16 protein-coding genes are annotated in these 17,127 nt (G+C 64.1%); 5 read left to right on the plus strand and 11 right to left on the minus strand.

Annotation, left to right across the window (positions count from 1 at the left end; genetic code table 11):
- Positions 1-9: 9 nt before the first annotated feature.
- Positions 10-1,002: a hypothetical protein gene (locus NKI96_RS04425; RefSeq protein ID WP_023686527.1), complete on the minus strand. Its 993-nt coding sequence runs from the start codon at positions 1,000-1,002 to the stop codon at positions 10-12.
- A gap of 198 nt (positions 1,003-1,200) precedes the next feature.
- On the opposite strand from NKI96_RS04425, the gene NKI96_RS04430 reads away from it, so the two are divergent.
- On the plus strand, positions 1,201-1,869 hold the full coding sequence (locus tag NKI96_RS04430; protein WP_031202403.1) for a GNAT family N-acetyltransferase: 669 nt from the start codon (positions 1,201-1,203) through the stop codon (positions 1,867-1,869).
- A gap of 13 nt (positions 1,870-1,882) precedes the next feature.
- Complete coding sequence (locus NKI96_RS04435) at positions 1,883-3,094, plus strand: cytochrome P450 (protein WP_023686529.1); 1,212 nt, start codon at positions 1,883-1,885, stop codon at positions 3,092-3,094.
- On the opposite strand, the gene NKI96_RS04440 is transcribed toward NKI96_RS04435, so the two are convergent.
- The 4 genes from NKI96_RS04440 to NKI96_RS04455 form a co-directional block, all read right to left on the minus strand.
- A complete protein-coding gene (locus NKI96_RS04440; RefSeq protein WP_023691919.1) occupies positions 3,078-3,992 on the minus strand; it encodes a glycosyltransferase family protein in 915 nt (304 codons plus the stop codon). The genes NKI96_RS04435 and NKI96_RS04440 overlap by 17 nt on opposite strands.
- Positions 3,989-4,864 (minus strand): alpha-1,2-fucosyltransferase, encoded by an 876-nt coding sequence (locus tag NKI96_RS04445; protein ID WP_023691920.1) that lies wholly within the window; start codon positions 4,862-4,864, stop codon positions 3,989-3,991. Before NKI96_RS04445 ends, NKI96_RS04440 begins: the two co-directional genes overlap by 4 nt.
- Before the next feature lie 105 nt (positions 4,865-4,969).
- Positions 4,970-5,329, minus strand: a complete 360-nt coding sequence (locus NKI96_RS04450) for a hypothetical protein (protein WP_023691921.1) — start codon at positions 5,327-5,329, stop codon at positions 4,970-4,972.
- Between the two features lie 88 nt (positions 5,330-5,417).
- Positions 5,418-6,566 (minus strand): amidohydrolase, encoded by a 1,149-nt coding sequence (locus NKI96_RS04455; RefSeq protein ID WP_023804632.1) that lies wholly within the window; start codon positions 6,564-6,566, stop codon positions 5,418-5,420.
- Positions 6,567-6,844: 278 nt separating this feature from the next.
- Between NKI96_RS04455 and NKI96_RS04460 the strand changes: the two genes are divergently transcribed.
- Positions 6,845-7,834 carry a GlxA family transcriptional regulator gene (locus NKI96_RS04460; RefSeq protein WP_023691924.1) on the plus strand — a complete coding sequence of 330 codons (990 nt, stop codon included), beginning with the start codon at positions 6,845-6,847 and terminating at the stop codon, positions 7,832-7,834.
- Here NKI96_RS04460 and NKI96_RS04465 read toward each other — a convergent pair.
- Genes NKI96_RS04465 through eglC form a run of 3 tightly spaced genes read right to left on the minus strand, consistent with a single transcriptional unit; the run spans position 7,821 to position 12,329 of the window.
- Entirely contained in the window at positions 7,821-9,140 is a 1,320-nt protein-coding gene (locus tag NKI96_RS04465; protein ID WP_023691925.1) for an HlyD family type I secretion periplasmic adaptor subunit, read from the minus strand. The two genes, NKI96_RS04460 and NKI96_RS04465, sit on opposite strands and share 14 nt — an antisense overlap.
- A gap of 3 nt (positions 9,141-9,143) precedes the next feature.
- Positions 9,144-10,904 carry a type I secretion system permease/ATPase gene (locus tag NKI96_RS04470; protein ID WP_023691926.1) on the minus strand — a complete coding sequence of 587 codons (1,761 nt, stop codon included), beginning with the start codon at positions 10,902-10,904 and terminating at the stop codon, positions 9,144-9,146.
- The gene (eglC, locus tag NKI96_RS04475) at positions 10,905-12,329 is read right to left on the minus strand and encodes an endo-1,3-1,4-beta-glycanase EglC (protein ID WP_023669698.1); all 1,425 of its coding nucleotides are present in this window, start codon (positions 12,327-12,329) and stop codon (positions 10,905-10,907) included.
- Between the two features lie 416 nt (positions 12,330-12,745).
- Between eglC and NKI96_RS04480 the strand changes: the two genes are divergently transcribed.
- The gene (locus tag NKI96_RS04480) at positions 12,746-13,189 is read left to right on the plus strand and encodes an SRPBCC family protein (protein WP_352803097.1); all 444 of its coding nucleotides are present in this window, start codon (positions 12,746-12,748) and stop codon (positions 13,187-13,189) included.
- 70 nt (positions 13,190-13,259) lie between these two features.
- On the opposite strand, the gene NKI96_RS04485 is transcribed toward NKI96_RS04480, so the two are convergent.
- The 3 genes from NKI96_RS04485 to NKI96_RS04495 form a co-directional block, all read right to left on the minus strand.
- On the minus strand, positions 13,260-14,225 hold the full coding sequence (locus NKI96_RS04485) for a hypothetical protein (RefSeq protein ID WP_023691929.1): 966 nt from the start codon (positions 14,223-14,225) through the stop codon (positions 13,260-13,262).
- A 128-nt stretch (positions 14,226-14,353) separates the two neighbouring features.
- Complete coding sequence (locus tag NKI96_RS04490; protein ID WP_023691930.1) at positions 14,354-15,856, minus strand: helicase HerA domain-containing protein; 1,503 nt, start codon at positions 15,854-15,856, stop codon at positions 14,354-14,356.
- Positions 15,857-15,992: 136 nt separating this feature from the next.
- Entirely contained in the window at positions 15,993-16,634 is a 642-nt protein-coding gene (locus tag NKI96_RS04495; protein WP_023700072.1) for a glutathione S-transferase family protein, read from the minus strand.
- A gap of 146 nt (positions 16,635-16,780) precedes the next feature.
- On the opposite strand from NKI96_RS04495, the gene NKI96_RS04500 reads away from it, so the two are divergent.
- On the plus strand, positions 16,781-17,011 hold the full coding sequence (locus NKI96_RS04500) for a hypothetical protein (RefSeq protein WP_023669703.1): 231 nt from the start codon (positions 16,781-16,783) through the stop codon (positions 17,009-17,011).
- Positions 17,012-17,127: the final 116 nt, after the last annotated feature.

Consider the following 17,127-nt stretch of genomic DNA (forward strand, 5'->3'; position numbering starts at 1 on the left):
AGGCGGCGGCTATTTCCTCTTCCTGAGCACTTTTCGCAGCGTTAACTTCAACCGCCTCATCTGGTAATGGCGCCGCAACTTGGCCAGCGCCGACTGGTGGGCGGTGTCGATTGCAGCCAGCGAGTCCGCCTCGGTAGCCTGCGGCAGCGCGAGCAGCGCGTCGGCCTGAAGATCGGCAAAGGGCTTGGGGTCATAGATGGCGAACGGCGTCGGCGGGTCGCTGAGCACGGTGGGGTTGCTGTTGATCTCGAACACTACAAGCCTGCCGTCCACGAAAGTGTAGTCGATGCGGCCATACTGCATGCGGGCTTTTTCGAAGACCTGCATGACCGCATTGGCGTCAGGATTCGTATCGACATAGGTCCTGATTTCTTCGATATGCGCCGGCAGCAATTGCTCGGGCGAATTCTTGACGAACCACGATTTCGACATGGCGCAATGCTGGCCGTAGATCGTATCGCCGACCCGAAACGCCGCGTACTTCCTGAAATAACCGTCCATTCCGGGGGTGCCGATCATCTCCACCACCATCGGCCGCACCAGATCGCTACCGTCCAGCCGGGCGATCGCGGCGTCCAGCGCCGGCCGGTCGTGCAGCAGCGGCGGCTCCCTGTAGAGTGCGCCCGTCTCGTCGCGGATGAAAACGGGATAGCGTATCGCCTCTTCCAGCTCGTCCGGCCTGAACACACGAAAAGCGTTGCTGCCGTCGGCATGAAGCAGGCGCAGCAGGTCGAAGCGCTGCAGGCTGGCGGTCGGGTGATTGAGCTGCGTCAGGCCGGTGTTGTCAGCCAGTTCGGCGCTGATGCCGGCCGCGCGGCTCAATTCGTCCGATGTCAGCCGGTCCATGTCGGACCAGATGACCACCCCGGCGCGAACGCCGCGCAGCAGCCCGGCATCCTCGTAGCGCACCAGCCGGAACCACGCCTCCAGGTCAGTCCGGTGATACAGAAGCACCACCGCCTGCGTGTAGGCGTGCTCCCGGTGCGCGACGTAAAATATCATGCGTTTCCGTTGTCCGTATGTAATTGCAAAGGGGAACCATGATAATTAGACAGGCTTGTGAAAGCCGTGAAATGGTTCTCGATCCGGCATGCGTCAAACAGGAGATAGAACAGGTTGACGTTTCCGTGAAGCTGCAAACCGCATTGGCAAGAAACTGCCATGCGCCATCAACGCGTTAGAAGTCGAGGCAGCCGACACATGAATTTAGACGATGTTGCGATACCCATCCGCCGGTTAGACCTGGAAGACATCCCTTTGCTGATGGAGCTTGAGGCTGCCGCCTGGGCCGCACCGCTGCAGGCGAGCGAAACGACCATCCGCCACCGGCTGGCACTTGGACACACCATGTTCGGCGCGATCGATGGCGATCTGCTTGCTGGCACCATCTGCTTTACCGAGACCAGCCAGGATCCGCTGGTGCGCGCCGATTTCCCCAGGAATTTCGATGCCTATGCATCGCTGCCGCGCAGCGAGCCGGTTTACGCACTTTACGCCTACAATCTCTGCGTCCGGCCGAGCCATCGCGGCTCCAACACGGCGGTGCGGCTCTTGAAGGAGATGGAGAGCCACGGCCGCCGCCTGGGCGCCAGCTGGCTGATCGGCGATGGCCGCTGCTCGTCCTATGCCGGCTCCTCGGGCGAAGAGTATGATCATGTCAAGGCCGATGCGCGGTTCCGCGCCACCATCGACCGCTGGAACCAGACCGGCACAAGACCGCCGCTGGAAGAGATCATCCGCGATCCGCTGCTGCGCATGCACTACCGCGTCTACGGATGCGAGTTCCTCTACGTCATGCCGGACTTCTTCCCGCAGGACGCCACGTCAGGCGGCTTCAGGGTCATTTCAGCCAAGAATCTCAAGGCATGAGATTCGAGCCGTCATGACAGCTCCGCATTTCGATCCGTTCGCGCTCGGCGACGACCCGTTTCCGCATTTCGCCCGCATGCGCGCCGCCGGCGGCATTGCGCGCGGCGTCGCGCCCTATCCCGAGCTGGCCGACGCGCATTATGTGTTCAGCCATGAGCTGGTGTCGGGCGCGCTGAAGCATCCCGCTCTTCTTCAGGCGCCGCCGGGTACATATGAAGAGGTCCGCCGCAAGCTCGTCGACCATGCGCCCATGGCTCTGCTCAGCCGCTCGGTGCTGCTCGCCGATCCGCCTCAGCATGGCGCCTTGCGCCGGCCGGTCGCTGGCTTTTTCTCACGGCCGGCCATCGAAGCTCTGACGCAAGGTCTTCGCGCGCTGAGCCACGAGCTGGTCGAGCGTGCGCTGGCGGATGGCCGCGTCGACGCCGTCGCCGGGCTCGCCGTGCCGGTGTCCTTCTGGCTGCTGCAGGAAATCCTCGGCATCGAGATCGAGGACCCTTGGGCGTTGAAATCGGTGACCCGCCGCATGGCCAGCGCATTCGACCTGCGAAGAGCGCAGCCGCCGGCAGCAAGCGCCGAGGCTTATCGCGAATGCCAGGCTTTTGTCGAGGAGCGGCTGGCTCGACAGGCCTACCGGCCGGACGGAATGGTTGCCGGCATGGTGCGGGAGGTTGCGCAAGGCCGCTGGTCGCGCGGGGACATGGTGGCCAACATCGTCTTCATGCTGTTTGCCGGACAGGAGACTGTCGTCGACGCTCTCGGCAACGCAATTGTTGCGCTGGATCGCTTTCCCGAACAGCGCGCGCTGCTCGAGCGCGGCGCTGTCGACTGGAGCAGCGCGGCGGCCGAACTGCTGCGCTATGGCGCCTCGGTGCAATACGCCGTCGCCCGCATCGCGGCGCAGGACATCGACCTCGGCGACGTCAGGATTGCGGCTGGCGAAGCGGTCGTGCCGGTGCTCGGCAGCGGCAATCGCGACGATGCCGTCTTCGCCGATGGCGACCGGCTGGACCTCACGCGCCCGCCAACCATGTCGATGACCTTCGGCACCGGCCTGCATGTCTGCCTCGGGCAGCATGTCGCCCGTATCGAGATCGCGGCGATGATAGAAGCCCTGTTCACCCGTGCGCCCGGATGGCGGCTCGATGCCGCAAATGCCGAGCGCCGCGCCTCGATGTCGTTTCATGGCATGGCTACCGCGCCGCTGATCCTCAACCCCGCTGCGTGAAAAGCGGCCGCGTCTGGGGGATGACCGCCGGGTCGAGCGACCTGACGATTTCCGAAACCTTTGCCCGCAAGGCGCCCACCGTCGCATCGTCGAGCGGATCGAGAATATCGTTCTGATCTCTCGATACCCGGTACTCGTCCAGCGACGGCGCCTCGCTCGACGGCGTGAAGCCGCCGCCGCGGGCATGCTTGTCGGCCAGTTCCTGCCTCGATTTCACGGCATAGTGGCGGATCCAGCCGATCTTCCATTCCATCGGCATGGCCGCCGGGTGCTTGTCGAGCGTCATGCCGTCGACCAGCGTCCTGCGCAGCGAGATGCGGAAACCGTGCGGGTGCGGCATGAACTGCCCGGGATCCCGCAGCGCCTTGCGCAGCACCGAGGACACGCGGGCAAACGACTTCTTCCAGCGCGCGGTCGGGGCGTCATGCGTGCCGCGCCTTTGAAACCGCACCGTCACCAGTTCGTCGTCATAGGCCTCTTTGCCGTCGCTGCCGAAATTCACCCAGCGAAAGGCGACGCTGCGCACGCCCGGGCGGCTCAAAAGCGAGCGGACCAGTTCGGCTCCGCTCCAGGGCGGCGCGTCGAGCGGCTCGAGGAACTCGTCGGCGTCCATGAAGCCCAGATAGCGATAGCCGTGGAGCAATGCCTGCCAGTAAAGATAGGAATAGGCCCGCCGCTGCGGCAGCACCGTGTCGTGTCGCCAGTCGACCAGCCGAATCCAGCCGGCATCGCGCAACGCCTGGAGCACCGCCGTCTGCGGTCCGGCGCTGCAGTTGTCGGCGATCATCAGGTCGAAGCCATGCAGCTTGTGCCAGGCGACCCACTCGATCACATAGGGCTGCTCCAGCTTCATGATCGCGCAGATCACCGGCCTGTTGACGGAAAACGGAATTCTCATCGCAACGCTTTCCCCGCGCCACCCGCTGCTGCTTGAGGCTCGACCTGCCGGAACGGGATCGCATCGCCATAAAATGCCGCAAGCTGCTCCGAAGAGCCCGTCCAGTCGCCCATGTCGAACTGGTGGAACCGATAGCGTGGGTCGTCAAGGGGCAGCAGGTCGATATCCGGCCTGATGCACCGGTCGAATATGCCGGCCACCGGCAGATGGATCGTCCGCGCCGAAGACAACCAACCGGCCAGCCAGGAGAAGCTGCTCACCCCCGTGACGAGATGGCTCGCCCGGCGCAGCGTCTCGAAATCGGTCAATGGCGACGCCTTCGGCGCGAAGACAGCATCGGGAAAACGCTGACGCAGGCGCCGGCAATAATCGTTGTCGTCATGGGTCTGGCCGACGAAGACCGGCTTGCGGCCGCTATCCTTGATGAGCGTCTCGAAGAAGCCGAATGGCATCGGGCAATAGTTGCGGTGGAAGCCGTCGAGGATGTCGCCGGCCCGCACATGGATGACGAGAAAATCGTCGCCATGGGTCGGCGCGGCGACGGCACGCCCGTCGAACAGCCCGGAGACCTCGTCCCGGTCATAATAACCCAGCCGCTGCGCGAAGCCCTTGAAGCGGATGCTCCGCGCCCGCCTGTCGCGGAACGCGGCTATGATCCCGTCGAGGTCGTAGCGGTGATAGCCGTCGACCCGAAGCAGCCGGTATTTCCAGAACAAAGGCGGCCGCACCCTGGCAATGGACCATTCCGGCAGGTCGGCGTCGCAGACATAGCCACCGGGGATACGCTTCGCCAGCACATGGCAAAACATGTACTGGAACATCTTGTTCGCCATGCCGCCAAACGGCTGCATCACGATGGGCACTTGCCGCATTGGACCCCTTTCGCCAAAGACGGTCATTGTTACCCGAGCTGCGCGGGCCGGTCGACTGGCCTCTGACGCCAAGGGCGCATCATGATCGCCGCCGGCAAGCCACCCTCAGGGGTAATGCGTCGGCTTTGGCGCGTAGATCTTTGGATCGAAGTCCAGATCCCTCGGCAAGGGCAGGCTTGAGCACTGCAAATGCACCTCGCGTGCGAGCAGCCTTCGCTGCTTCTGCTCGTTCTCCTTGATGGCCGCCACGAGGCCCATGCTGTAGGGCCCCAGCACGACGCCGGCGGCCCATCCCGGATGCTCCTTCTCGCGCGCGTCGTAATTCATGGCATCGGTGCGGGCCTGCTGGCATTCCGGCGTCGCCCATTTCGGGTCTTGGGTCGAGAGCGAGGCTCCATACTGGACCGGAGACGATACGCACCCTGCCACTGTCGCAGTCAACGCGACGACCATTGCAATTCTCATCCGCAAGCCCCTCCTAATGTAGGAGGCGACTACAAGACGATTCCAGCGGGAAAAAGGCAGCTCCAGGATGCGGATTTTGCAGGGCCGCTCACCCCAGCAGGTTGCGCGCCGTGCGCATGAAGATCTTCGAACCGATCGGGATCAGATCGTCGGGAAAATCATAATCGGGATTGTGCAATGACGGGGTGCGCTCGCCCGCGCCGAGGAAGAACATCGCCGACCTCGCCTTGTGGCCGAAGATGCCAAAATCTTCCGAAGCGCGCATCGGCAAGGCTTCCTCGCTGCGCGCGACGCCCTCTTCGTCCAGCGCGCGGTTGAGATGTTCCACCGCGTCTGGAGCGTTGACGCTGGCGACGAAGATCTCGTGATAGTCGCAGCGCACGGAAAGGTGGTGCTCGGCCGCGATCCTGGTGGCCAACGCTTCCGCCGCCGCGACCAGTTCCGCCATGCGCTCGTCGCGCCTTGTACGCAGCGTCGCCCACACCTCGGCGTAGCCGGGCGCGATGCCGAACACGGCCTCGCCCATCGTCGCATGGGTGACGGTGACCATGCTGAAATCATCGTCGGCAAAGGTGCCGCGCCCCAGTGCCGGAAGCGTCGGCATCAGCTGGCTGATCGCCGGCATCGGCGACACGCCGGTTTCGGGCATGGAGGAATGCGCGGTCTTGCCCTCCAGCACGATGCGGATGCCGCGCGAGGCGCAGTTGACCACGCCGGGCTTGAGCCGCACCTCGCCGAACGGCACGCCCGGCAGATTGTGCAGCGAGAAGGCGAAGTCCGGCGCGATCTCGCCAAAGCGTGGATCGGCGACGACGCCGGCGGCACCATTGCCGGTCTCCTCCGCCGGCTGGAACATCAAGACGACGCGGCCGCGCGCCGGCCGTTCTCGTCCGAGCTGACGGCCAAGTGCGGCCAGGATCGCGGTGTGGCCGTCATGGCCGCACATATGCGATTTTCCCGGCACCTGCGAGGCATGCTCGACGCCCGAAAGCTCCTCGATCGGCAGCGCATCGATCTCCGAGCGGAACAGCACCGTCGGTCCCGCCTGGCCGCTGTCATAGACCGCCGCCACGCCATGACCGCCGAGGCCGGTCAGTACCTTGTCCGGCCCTGTATCGGCGAGGAAGCTGACGACTTCCTTGGCGGTCTGTTCTTCCTCGTTGGAGATCTCCGGGTTTTGGTGCAGCTTGCGGCGCCATGCCGTCAGCTCGATGATATCGCGATTGGTGAGGGTCATGGCTTGGGCTCCGCTTTGGTGCTGCAGGTTACACAAACACGATAGGGTTTTTCTCACGCCGTGCCATGCTGATCAATTCCACTGGTCCATCTGCCTGTCTTGTGTGAGCGTAGATGACGACATCCCATGACCACCACACAACCCAGAGAATTTCCAGCTCCGCACTGAGGCCGTCGATCTCATCTCCGACATCCGGTGGCTTCTCCTGAAAAGCGCCGCGTGCTCGCCTGTGCGACATCTTTGCTTCCATCCACCCGAAGGAACGTTTCGGAGCAACAATGGCCAGGCGGTTTGCGTTTCTCTTGGTTCGCGACTTCACGCTGTCGCCGCTGTCGCTGTTCATCGACACGCTGCGGCTGGCCGGCGATGAGGGCGACCGCAGCCGCCGGATCGAGTTCGACTGGGAGATCGTTGGCGAGCGTGGCCTGCCGATCCGGGCGAGTTGCGGTGTCGAGTTGCTGCCGACCAAGGCGATCGGCAATCCGCAGGAGTTCGACAATGTCGTCGTGGTCGGCGGCCTGCTCGACACCAACCGCAGCCTCAGCTCCGAAAAGGAGGCCTTCCTGTTGCGGGCGGCCGAAAAGGGCGTGCCGCTGACGGCGCTTTGCACCGGCAGCTTCGTGCTCGCGCGCTACGGTCTGCTCGATGGCTACAGTGCCGCCGTCAGCTGGTTTCACATCAAGGATTTCCGCAGCCAATTCCCTGATGTGAACGCCCATGCCGACAGCCTGTTTTCCGTCGATAGGGGCCGCTCGACCTGCGCCGGAGGCACGGGTGCGGCCGACCTTGCCGGCCATTTCGTGTCGCAGTTCATCGGCCGCAAGGCTGCGGAAAAAGCCGCCAAGATCCTCGTGCTCGACCGCATCCGCTCGAGCCTGGATGTGCAGCCCGTCGGCGATCTCTTTCCGGCCGCGTCGAGCCGAGCGGTGAAGCGGGCGCTGCTTCTGATGGAAAGCAATCTCCAGGAGACGCTGTCGGTCGCCGAGATCGCGGGCCGGTTGCATTTATCCCGGCGGCAGCTTGAGCGGCTGTTCGGCGCCGAGCTCGGCATCGGCCCGATGGCCGCCTATCTTGCGCTGCGCGTACATCAGGCCAAGTCGCTGCTGGAGGGGAGCGACTTGGCAATCGGCGACATCGCCTACCGCTGCGGTTTTCCCAATGCCGGCCATTTCAGCCGTGTCTTCCGCCATCAGACCGGTATCACGCCGACCCATCTCAGGCATCCGAACCGAATGTCGGGCGGGGCGCCCTCGCCTATCGCTCCGTGAACGCCCGCGCGAACGAGTCCAGCATCGGCCGCGCCAGATATTCGAGGAAGGTTCGGTCGCCGGTACTGATAAACGCCTCGACCGGCGTTCCCGGGTAAAGCTGCTCGGCTTTCACGCCCTGCGGCAGCGTGTCGGTGATCTTCAGCCTGGCGCGGAAATACGCCTCATGCGTGGTTTCATCGATCAGCCGGTCGGCGGAAATTTGCGTCACCGTAGCCGGGACCTCAGGGGTGAGGCGCGCGTTCAGGGCGGACAGCCTGAGCTTCGCCGGCTGGCCGACGCGAACCAGATCCACGTCCTTCGGCCGCAGCTTCGCGTCGACGATGAGGCCCGACGCGGTCGGCAGGATCTCCATGATCTTCTGCCCCGGCGCAATCACGCTGCCTTTGGAGTTGTAGGTCGACGATACTACTATGCCGGCTGCCGGCGCCTTGATCGTCGTGCGCCCCAGCACCGCCTCGGCTGCGGTGATCTGTTCGCCGATGTCGGCCAGGCTGGTGCGGACCTCGTCGAGCTTGGTCAGCGCGTCCTCTACGCGTTGCGTCGTCGCCCGCTCGATCTGCGCCTGGGCTTCGACGATCTGCGTCTTGGTCGCTGCGATATCCGCCTCCAGCGCGCCGGCCTGGCCGACCAGATCGGCCTCGCTGCGCAGAAGCTGCGAATATTCGCTGCGGTTGGTGAGACCCTTGTCGAGCAGGCCGGTCTTGATGCCGAGTTCCTTCTTCACGATCTCGGCCTGTTGCTGGATGGCCAGTTTCTGCGCGTCCAGTCCCAGCGCCGACTCACGATGCATGGCGACGCGCTGCGCCAGGATCGACTGCTCGGAGCGGAACCGGGCGAGCCTGGCCTCGAACTCCTTCTGCTGTTCGTGCACCAGATTGTCGAAATCGCGCTGGAACGGCGCGGGTGCTGCCTCTGTGATCGGTGCCAGCCTGTCCGATCCGTCGCGCTCGGCCTCCAGCCGCGCGGCACTTGCCCTGAGCGCGATCGACTGTCTGGTCAGCCGGTTGAGGTCGGCCTCGGCCGCCGTGCGGTCGAGGAGGACCAGCGGTTCGCCTTGTTGCACGCGGTCGCCTTCATGCACCAGCAACTGCTCGATGATGCCGCCCTCGGGGTGCTGGATGAGGATGTTGCCGCCCGTCGCCGAGATCGTGCCGGAGGTGATCACCGCGCCGGAGAGCGGCGCGTTCGCCGCCCAATAGCCGAAGCAGCCGACGAAGAGCGCTATGGCCACGTAGCCGACGACGGCCATGCGGCGGAAGTCGGTGCGCGGTCGACCTTCGAAGGCGAGGCTCTGCTGCATCATCGTCTATGACCCGAAGCGGACGCTGTGCGGGCGCACGGTCGGCACGAACGAGCCTGTCACCACCGCGCTCCCGGCCTTGCCGGCCGCCGGTTGCCTCAGCACCTCGCTCGCAGGGCCGAAAGCTTCGACCATGCCGTTGCGCAGGACCATGACGCGGTCGCAGGCCGCGGCGATCGAAGGGCGATGCGTGATGACGATTGTCGTGACGCTTGCATTTCGCGCGGCCGAAAGCATAGCTTCGAGCGCCGCCTCCCCACTACCGTCGAGATGGGCGTTGGGCTCGTCCAGCACCAGCATGCGTGGCTTGCCGTAGAAGGCGCGCGCCAGCCGGATCCGCTGGCGCTCGCCGCCCGACAGCACGGTATGCGACGGGCCGATCACAGTCTGATAGCCGTCGGCCAGCGTGAGGATCAGCTCATGCGCCTCGGCGCGCCTGGCCGCTTCGACGATCGCGGCGTCATCGGCGTCGGGTTCGAAGCGGGCGACGTTTTGCGCGATCGATCCGGGGAAAAGCTCCACCTCCTGCGCGAGATAGCCGATATGCCTGCCAAGCTGGGTTTCGTCCCAGCTCCTCAGGTCGGCGCCGTCGATCCTGACCGCGCCGCCGGTCGGCTGCAGCGCGCCCACAAGCAATTTCGCCAGCGTCGATTTGCCGGCCCCGCTCGGGCCGACGATCGCCACCGCTTCGCCGGCGCCGATGGCAAAATTCAGCCGCTTGAGGATGGGCTCCGTGCCGAAAGAGGCATTCGGCGCGATGAAGAACAGATCCTGCACCGAAATCGCGCCCAATGGATCGGGCAGGACGAGCTTGCGCCCCTGCGCCGGTTGCGCTGCAAGGGCTGTGTCCAGCCGCTTCCAGCATCGTCTGGCGTCGACGATCTGCCGCCACGATCCGATCAACTGGTCGAGCGGTTGCAGCGCGCGCGAGGACACCAGCGACGAAGCGAAGATCATGCCGGCGGTCATCTGCCCCTGCAGCACCAGCCACGCGCCGGCGCCGAGGATCGCCAGTTGCAGCATCATGCGCAGCGCCCGCGACGTCGCGCTGAAGATCGCATTGGCGCTTCCGGAACGGTCATGCAGGGTCAGCGCCTCAGTGACGTGCTGTCCCCAGACCGCGGCAGCATTTTGCACCATGCCCATGGCGCGCAGCGTGTCGGTGTTGCGGGCAAAGGCCTGCTCCGCCTGGCTGGCCACCGCCGAGCGCTCCGCCGACATGGCATCGTTCCTGCCGATGGCAAGCTGGTTGGCCACGACCAGGAGAAACAGCAGCACGGCGCCGGCGAGCGTCAGCCAGAACAGGACGGGATGGATGAAATAGAGCAACGCCAGGAAGACGGGCGCAAACGGCAGGTCGAACAGCACCGCCACGCCGCGCGACCTGATGAAGGCGCAAGTCGTGGCAAGGTCGTTCAGCGGCGACAGCCCGCTGCCGGCATGTCTGGCGCCAAGCGAGGCGGCGAATGTCCGCGCGCCCAGTTTCTGGTCGACGGTGGCCGCAACACGTTGCGCGTAAATGGCGCGGACCGCGTCCAGCAGGCCGAGGAAGGCGAGCGCGACGACCGCCATGACCGAGAGATAAAGCAGAGTCTCGACGCTGGAGGACGGCAACACCCGGTCATAGACCTGCAGCAGATAGAGCGGGATCACCAGGAGCAGGATGTTGATCAGCAACGAAAAGATGCCGATATCGGCGATGCCGCGCAGGAAAACCGGGCGCAGGCCGATGGCCGCATCCCTGAGTGGCGCGCGGTCCCGTGACATCTAGACCGCGTGCTCGGCTGTCGTGCTCAGATGGCTCTGCTGCAAATCGTTCAGCGTATAGGCGTGGATATAGTCGATCTTCATTTGCGCGGGCGTCGCCAGATGGTCGGGCGGCGCGCCGGCTTGACCGCCGACCGCAAGGTCGACCAGCATATACATGGGCTTGTTCATATCGGACGGCGTCGCCGCTTCCGCGACCTGGACGCCATCATAGGTCCAGACCAGCTTGTCCGGCGTCCACAACAGGCCATAGGTGTGATAGCCGTCGGTGTTGGAGACATTCACCGTCGACCCGACCGTGGTGTGGGTTCCCGTCTCATTTGTGTGCGCGGTCATGAGAAGCGCATTCGGGTTCTGCCCATACATTTCGATCACGTCGAGTTCCGGGGGCCATGAACCGTCTTCGGGCAGAAGCCAGAAGGCCGGCCACGCGCCGGCATTTTCCGGGAGATCGGCCCGCATTTCGAAATAGCCATAGGTCTGCGAGAAGGTGTCGTGCGTCGTCAGTATGCCGGAAGTGTATTCGTAATTGTTGATCAGCGGCTTGATGTCGTCGGGCGCATGCGCCGCGGTTATGGTGAGCACGCCGCTTGCGACGCTGAACGGATGGACCGAGCTGGTCGGCGCATAATTGGCGTCGATATACCATTGCAGCTCGCCGTTCTGGGGCTGCGAGCTGCCGTTCTGCGCCCCCCACCAGAAATTGGAATCCCAGATGCCGCTCTGGCCGTTCCACAGGCTCAGCGTGTTGAAATCGTCGTTGAAGGACAGCGTCATGCCGGTCTTGTCGATCGGCAGCTCGAACTGGCCGGGCTGAAACTTGTCGATCGTGGTGTTGTGGAACACCAGCACCTCGCTCGAGCCGAGGTTCAGCTGCACGTTCGATCCCACCTGGACCATATTGGCGTGGACGGCCTCGAACGAGGTGAAGGCATAGCCGTTGAGGCGCACCGTGTCGGTCGCGCCGAAATCGGAGATAAGGTCGCTGCCATTGCCCTTGGTGATGATGAAGGTGTCGGCGCCGGCGCCGCCGATCAGCACGTCATTGCCCTTGCCGCCGTCCAGCGTCTGGCTGCCAGCGCCGCCCGTTATGATGTTGTCCTGAGCATTGCCGAAGGCATAGTGGCCGTCGCCGGTGACGACGAGGTTCTCGAAATTGGCGGGCAGCTTGTAGCTCATCCAGGTATCGATCGTGTCGACGCCCGCGCCGTAGTTCTCGACCGCTTTGTTGATCGTCGAATAGAGATGGTAATAGTCGTCGCCCGCGCCGCCATACATGGTGACCTTGACGTTGGTGTCGCCCCAGAAGGAATCGTTGCCCGAGGTGCCGTAGCGGTAAGGCGCGCCTCCAGTCGCCGAGAACCAATGGGTGGAAGCGCCGGTATAGGGAAGTGGAATGCCTTTGGCGTTGAGGACTGTGGTCATTCCGACACTCCTTGCGCGTGCTGCCTTGGTCGTTCGACAACCTTCGAGCGACCATTTCGGATCAACTCTTAAATTGATCCGTCGTTCCAGGGAATCATTCTATAGTACACCAAGGAGATCGTCGCCCATCATTTAATAGATAATGCCGAAGGCGTTAAGCTGATCCTAATACAACTTTGTAGGAGAGACTTACAATTTTAATAAATTGTGAGATCCGCGCCGAAAGGTTAGGCAACCTGTCAATGATTCATGCAATTTGACGCGACACGACCGCCTGCCTGAGGCGGCGACTCGAAGTCGCGGGCGGATGGCTGCCGGCAAAGGGCTCAAGAAAATTTGACAGGCTATGTCGGACCGGGTGAGGTTCACCCGTCCTTGGGGCATCGAACAACGAAACCACAAAGGATACCGAAGAGATGCCAAGCACCGTACGTTTGCAACGCGTTCTGACGACCAGCCCGGAGAAGGTCTACCGCGCATTCACAGAAGCCGACGCGCTGGCGAAATGGCTTCCGCCGAACGGCTTCACTTGCACGGTACACAGCTTCGACGCGAAAGTCGGTGGCGCCTTCAAGATGTCGTTCCGAAACTTCACGACGGGCGGCAGCCATTCCTTCGGCGGCGAATATCTCGAACTCGTTCCCGGCGAGCGCCTGCGCTACACCGACAGGTTCGACGACCCCAATTTGCCCGGCCAGATCGAAGTGACCGTGCTCCTGAAGAAAATGTCGGTCGGCACGGAACTCGACATCACGCAGGCCGGCATTCCGGACGTTATTCCGGCCGAAGCCTGCTATCTCGGCTGGCAGGAGTCGCTGCGCAATCTTGCAAAGCTCGTCGAACCCGAGATCAATCAGTAGAGCCCATCGGATCGGCGGCGCCGCCCAGCCAGTCCGCGCCGCCGACAATGCCGAGCCGAGGACTCATCCCTCACGGCCCGGTGCAGATCGGCAACGGTTGTGGCGGCGGTGGCGGGTTGTCCTTGGCGTATTGCGCGATGATCGGCTCAAGGCTCTTTCGCGGCCAGAATTTCGGCTTGCCGATCTCCTTCAGGCAGGACGCATTCCAATAGGCGCCCGATTTACCAACGGCGGTGATGTCGCGCGATTCCGGGTAGATATAGAGCGTCGTCGGATTGCCCTTCACCATCGAAATGATCTGGTCGGCGTCGGACGGCGACCAGCTGGTGCAGCCATTGCTGCGGCCGCCGGCATAATCCACCAGCTTGCCGTATGGCACGAAGCCGTCATGGTCGGCATAGGAGCTGTTCGGGTTCTTGCGCAGGCACATGCCGCGCAACAGCCGCGCCGCGTGGCCGCCGATCACCCGCTGCCTGGCATTCGCCGTCTCGCCCTCGCCGTCGAACTGGATGAAGGTGCGCAGCAGCGCCTGGTCCTTTTTTGCGCCGATGCGGTAAAAACCCTTGAATGAGGTCTTTGCCTCGCCGGTCATATAGGCGCCGCCGGTCGTCAAGGACGAGTCCAGCGCATTGCCGAAGTTTTTCGCGCAGCGCTTCCCGTTGGAGAAATCGACCACGCCCTTCAGATTGCGGCCGCCGCCATGGCCCGACGAGATCGCCCTGAACGACTGCTTGGCCTCGCAAATGACGTAGTAGCGCCGCCCCAGCACGCCATTGCCGAGATCGCCGGGGCGCGTCGCATCCATGGCGAAATAGCAGCCATTGTGGACCGCGCCTTGCGCGACCTTCTTCAGGTAAAGCGCGCGCGCCCGCTCCAGCACCACTTGCGAAATCTCGCCGTCGTCATTGCCGACGTGGGCCTGCAGCCACGCCGGTATATCGGAGGACGCGGCAAAAGACCGGGCAGACATCGTCAAGGCGATGCCGGCGATGGCGAGGAGGCCAAAGACAAAGACAGCCAGAGATTTCAACCGCACCGGACAACCCTCCCGCCCGAACCGTTCTGCGATTCTCGGAAACCCATCATAAATCGTCGCGCGCCGATCGGCGAAACACATCTTGTTCAGAACCGCGCAAGCAAGTCAGGTAGCTGCCTGTTCGCCTTTCACAGCGCCAGGCTGCCCTGTTCCGCCTCCGCAGCATTGGGGTCGCCCGGCGCCGTCGCCCAGGCGAGCTCGACCAGCGTCACCGTGCGGCGGCCGGTGCCGTCGAGCTGGCAGACGATGAGGCCCTGCTCCTCGATATAGGTGAGCAGCCGCCGGGCGCGCCGCAGCGAATGCGAGCCGTAGGCGCGCGCGATCGCCGCATCGCTCGGGCACGGCCAGCCCTCCTTGGCGGCGCGGGCGATCATCATGAACACGCCCTGCATGTCCTCGGGCAGCAGCGAGGCGCGCACGGAAACGTCCTGCCAGGCGTCATCGCCTGCCATGTCGGCGCCGAGCCCGGCGCGGGCGCGCGTCAGCATGCGACGGAATTCTGAGAGGTCCGGCACCACCGAAGCGAGGCCTTCGATGCGGCAGCGGACGACGAACTCCTGATAAAGCACGCCGATGACGCGGAAACCCGCATCGGGCTGCGCCAGGATGGCGCGCAGGACACGGTCCACCCGCTCTCGCCGCTCGGCCATATCCTCGGCGCTTACCGCCGGTTCCGCAGGTTCCGGGCGGATCTCCATCGCCGCCGATTTGGCCGCCATCAGCTGGTCGAGCAGCTCCGGCGACGCCATCCGGCGCGGCGCGCGCATCGTCTCGGGCGGCGGCGCCGCCAGGATGATGGCGCGCGCGTCTTCAAGCGCTGTTTCCGGCATTGCCATCAGCCGCGGCGTACCGTTGCGCGGGCTGGTCTCGGTCTGGCCGATGCGCACGCCCAGCGGACGGCGCGACAGCGCTGGGCCCAACGCCATGAAGTGCCCGCGCTCCAGGTCTCGAAACGCCTCGGCCTGACGCCGTTCCATGCCCAGAAGGTCGGCGGCGCGCGCCATGTCGATATCGAGGAAGGTACGGCCCATGAGGAAATTGGACGCCTCCGCCGCGACATTCTTGGCGAGCTTTGCCAGCCGCTGCGTGGCGATGATGCCGGCAAGGCCGCGCTTGCGGCCGCGGCACATCAAATTGGTCATGGCGCCGAGCGAGAGCTTTCGCGCCTCGTCGGACACTTCGCCGGCCACGGCGGGCGCGAACAGCTGCGCTTCGTCGACCACCACCAGCATCGGATACCAATGCTCGCGGGCAACCTCGAACAACCCGCCGAGAAAGGCAGCGGCGCGCCGCATCTGGTTCTCGGCATCGAGCCCTTCGAGATTGAGCACCGTGGAGACGCGGTGGATGCGCGCCCGCTCGCCGGCTGCTTGCAGGCCACGCTCCGTATGCTCCTCGGCATCGATGACCAGATGGCCGTAATGGTCGCCCAGCGAGACGAAATCGCCTTCCGGGTCGATGATGGTCTGCTGCACCCAGGGCGCGCTCTGCTCCAGGAGCCGGCGCAAAAGGTGCGATTTGCCGGAGCCGGAATTGCCTTGCACCAGAAGCCGGGTCGCCAGCAGCTCCTCAAGGTCGAGCGCCGCCGGCGCACCCGCCGTCGTCTGTCCCATCTCGATGGCTACGGTCATGTCACGACTCTCCTTGCGGACAGGGCTTATCAACCCGGCCGCGAGCCGTCGAGCGCGCCATGGCAACTCGCCCGCTGTTCCACACCTATGCTACCAAAGCGCCACACATCAGCCCATCTGCCCAAAGGGAAGCACATCAAGCGGAGTTGACCGGCGGCAGAAGCGGCGCGTCCAGCCCGTCGAAGGGATCGCGCCAGGCATCGATGGCTTCGAGCCGGCGATACCAACCCAGGACAGAGGGATAGTCCGCCAGCGGCAGGCCGGCTGCATCGTTGAACGGCAAAAACGTCGCCATACGGAAATCGGCATAGGAGAGCGACTTGCCCACAAGCCATGGCCGCTTGGCGAGCTCCGCCTCGAGAATCGCTGCCGCGATGCGGAACTCCGCCAGCCCCTCCTCGACCTTGCCCTGGTCGACGGGCCCAATCCCGTAGCGCTGCTTGGTTCCGCGCTCGAAATGCACGATGTCGCAGGCCCGGACGAAATTCTCCTTGCCCCAGCTCAGCCAGCGGATCATGTCGGGTTGGTCATCGCCGCCGCGCCAGAAATCCGAACCCGCTTCGCGCGACAGAAGGCAGGCTATGGCGTCTGCTTCCCACAGGCTGCCGCCCGGCCATGCCAATATCGGCAGGGTAAGATTGGGATTGAGCTGACGAAACCGCTCAGCCTGCCCGGGCGCCATGGGTGCCGCAAACTCACACTCGACCTTGGCCTGCAGATGACGTGCAGTTGCAACCGCGAGGCGCGGATTGGGATTGCGGCTGAAGTACAGTTTCATGTCCCGTCCTGGACGCTGTGGGCTCGATCCTATCAAACACGCAAACGTGCCCTCCCGGCAATCTGGTCGGACCACGATTCCGCTGGCACACGCCGTTGTTCGGCGTATTATTTCCTTCGGGAGAGGGTTCTTGGCAGGAGGAAGCCATGAACGTAGTGCCGAGCGTACCTGTCATCGACGTGACAACCCAGAACCTTGTTTCCTCTGCGCTTTCCAGATTCCGCGCTGGCGATACCGTCTCGACTAGAGCGGCGCTCGACGCCATCCGCCGCATGGATCCAACCTGTGTCGACAGCGACGACGATCTCGTCGAACTCGTCGTCATGGCGGCAATTGGTAAGACCATGGCGGTCGTGTTCGACCACCGCTCCCGCTAGCCCTGTGGGACGAACCTGTGCCGTTCAACTCGCTTGAGTTCGAGTGAGTTCGGTTGGCGCCGCGCCGAGCTTTTACAGCCGCAGCCCGGGAAGCGGACGTCTTCGTGCGCGAAGGA

Source organism: Mesorhizobium sp. M0292, assembly GCF_040321695.1.
Classification (GTDB): domain Bacteria; phylum Pseudomonadota; class Alphaproteobacteria; order Rhizobiales; family Rhizobiaceae; genus Mesorhizobium.

Coding starts and splice junctions, on each gene's coding strand:
- NKI96_RS04425 (WP_023686527.1), bottom strand. CDS start 1,002: ATGATATTTTACGTCGCGCACCGGGAGCACGCCTACACGCAGGCGGTG.
- NKI96_RS04430 (WP_031202403.1), top strand. CDS start 1,201: ATGAATTTAGACGATGTTGCGATACCCATCCGCCGGTTAGACCTGGAA.
- NKI96_RS04435 (WP_023686529.1), top strand. CDS start 1,883: ATGACAGCTCCGCATTTCGATCCGTTCGCGCTCGGCGACGACCCGTTT.
- NKI96_RS04440 (WP_023691919.1), bottom strand. CDS start 3,992: ATGAGAATTCCGTTTTCCGTCAACAGGCCGGTGATCTGCGCGATCATG.
- NKI96_RS04445 (WP_023691920.1), bottom strand. CDS start 4,864: ATGCGGCAAGTGCCCATCGTGATGCAGCCGTTTGGCGGCATGGCGAAC.
- NKI96_RS04450 (WP_023691921.1), bottom strand. CDS start 5,329: ATGAGAATTGCAATGGTCGTCGCGTTGACTGCGACAGTGGCAGGGTGC.
- NKI96_RS04455 (WP_023804632.1), bottom strand. CDS start 6,566: ATGACCCTCACCAATCGCGATATCATCGAGCTGACGGCATGGCGCCGC.
- NKI96_RS04460 (WP_023691924.1), top strand. CDS start 6,845: ATGGCCAGGCGGTTTGCGTTTCTCTTGGTTCGCGACTTCACGCTGTCG.
- NKI96_RS04465 (WP_023691925.1), bottom strand. CDS start 9,140: ATGATGCAGCAGAGCCTCGCCTTCGAAGGTCGACCGCGCACCGACTTC.
- NKI96_RS04470 (WP_023691926.1), bottom strand. CDS start 10,904: ATGTCACGGGACCGCGCGCCACTCAGGGATGCGGCCATCGGCCTGCGC.
- eglC (WP_023669698.1), bottom strand. CDS start 12,329: ATGACCACAGTCCTCAACGCCAAAGGCATTCCACTTCCCTATACCGGC.
- NKI96_RS04480 (WP_352803097.1), top strand. CDS start 12,746: ATGCCAAGCACCGTACGTTTGCAACGCGTTCTGACGACCAGCCCGGAG.
- NKI96_RS04490 (WP_023691930.1), bottom strand. CDS start 15,856: ATGACCGTAGCCATCGAGATGGGACAGACGACGGCGGGTGCGCCGGCG.
- NKI96_RS04495 (WP_023700072.1), bottom strand. CDS start 16,634: ATGAAACTGTACTTCAGCCGCAATCCCAATCCGCGCCTCGCGGTTGCA.
- NKI96_RS04500 (WP_023669703.1), top strand. CDS start 16,781: ATGAACGTAGTGCCGAGCGTACCTGTCATCGACGTGACAACCCAGAAC.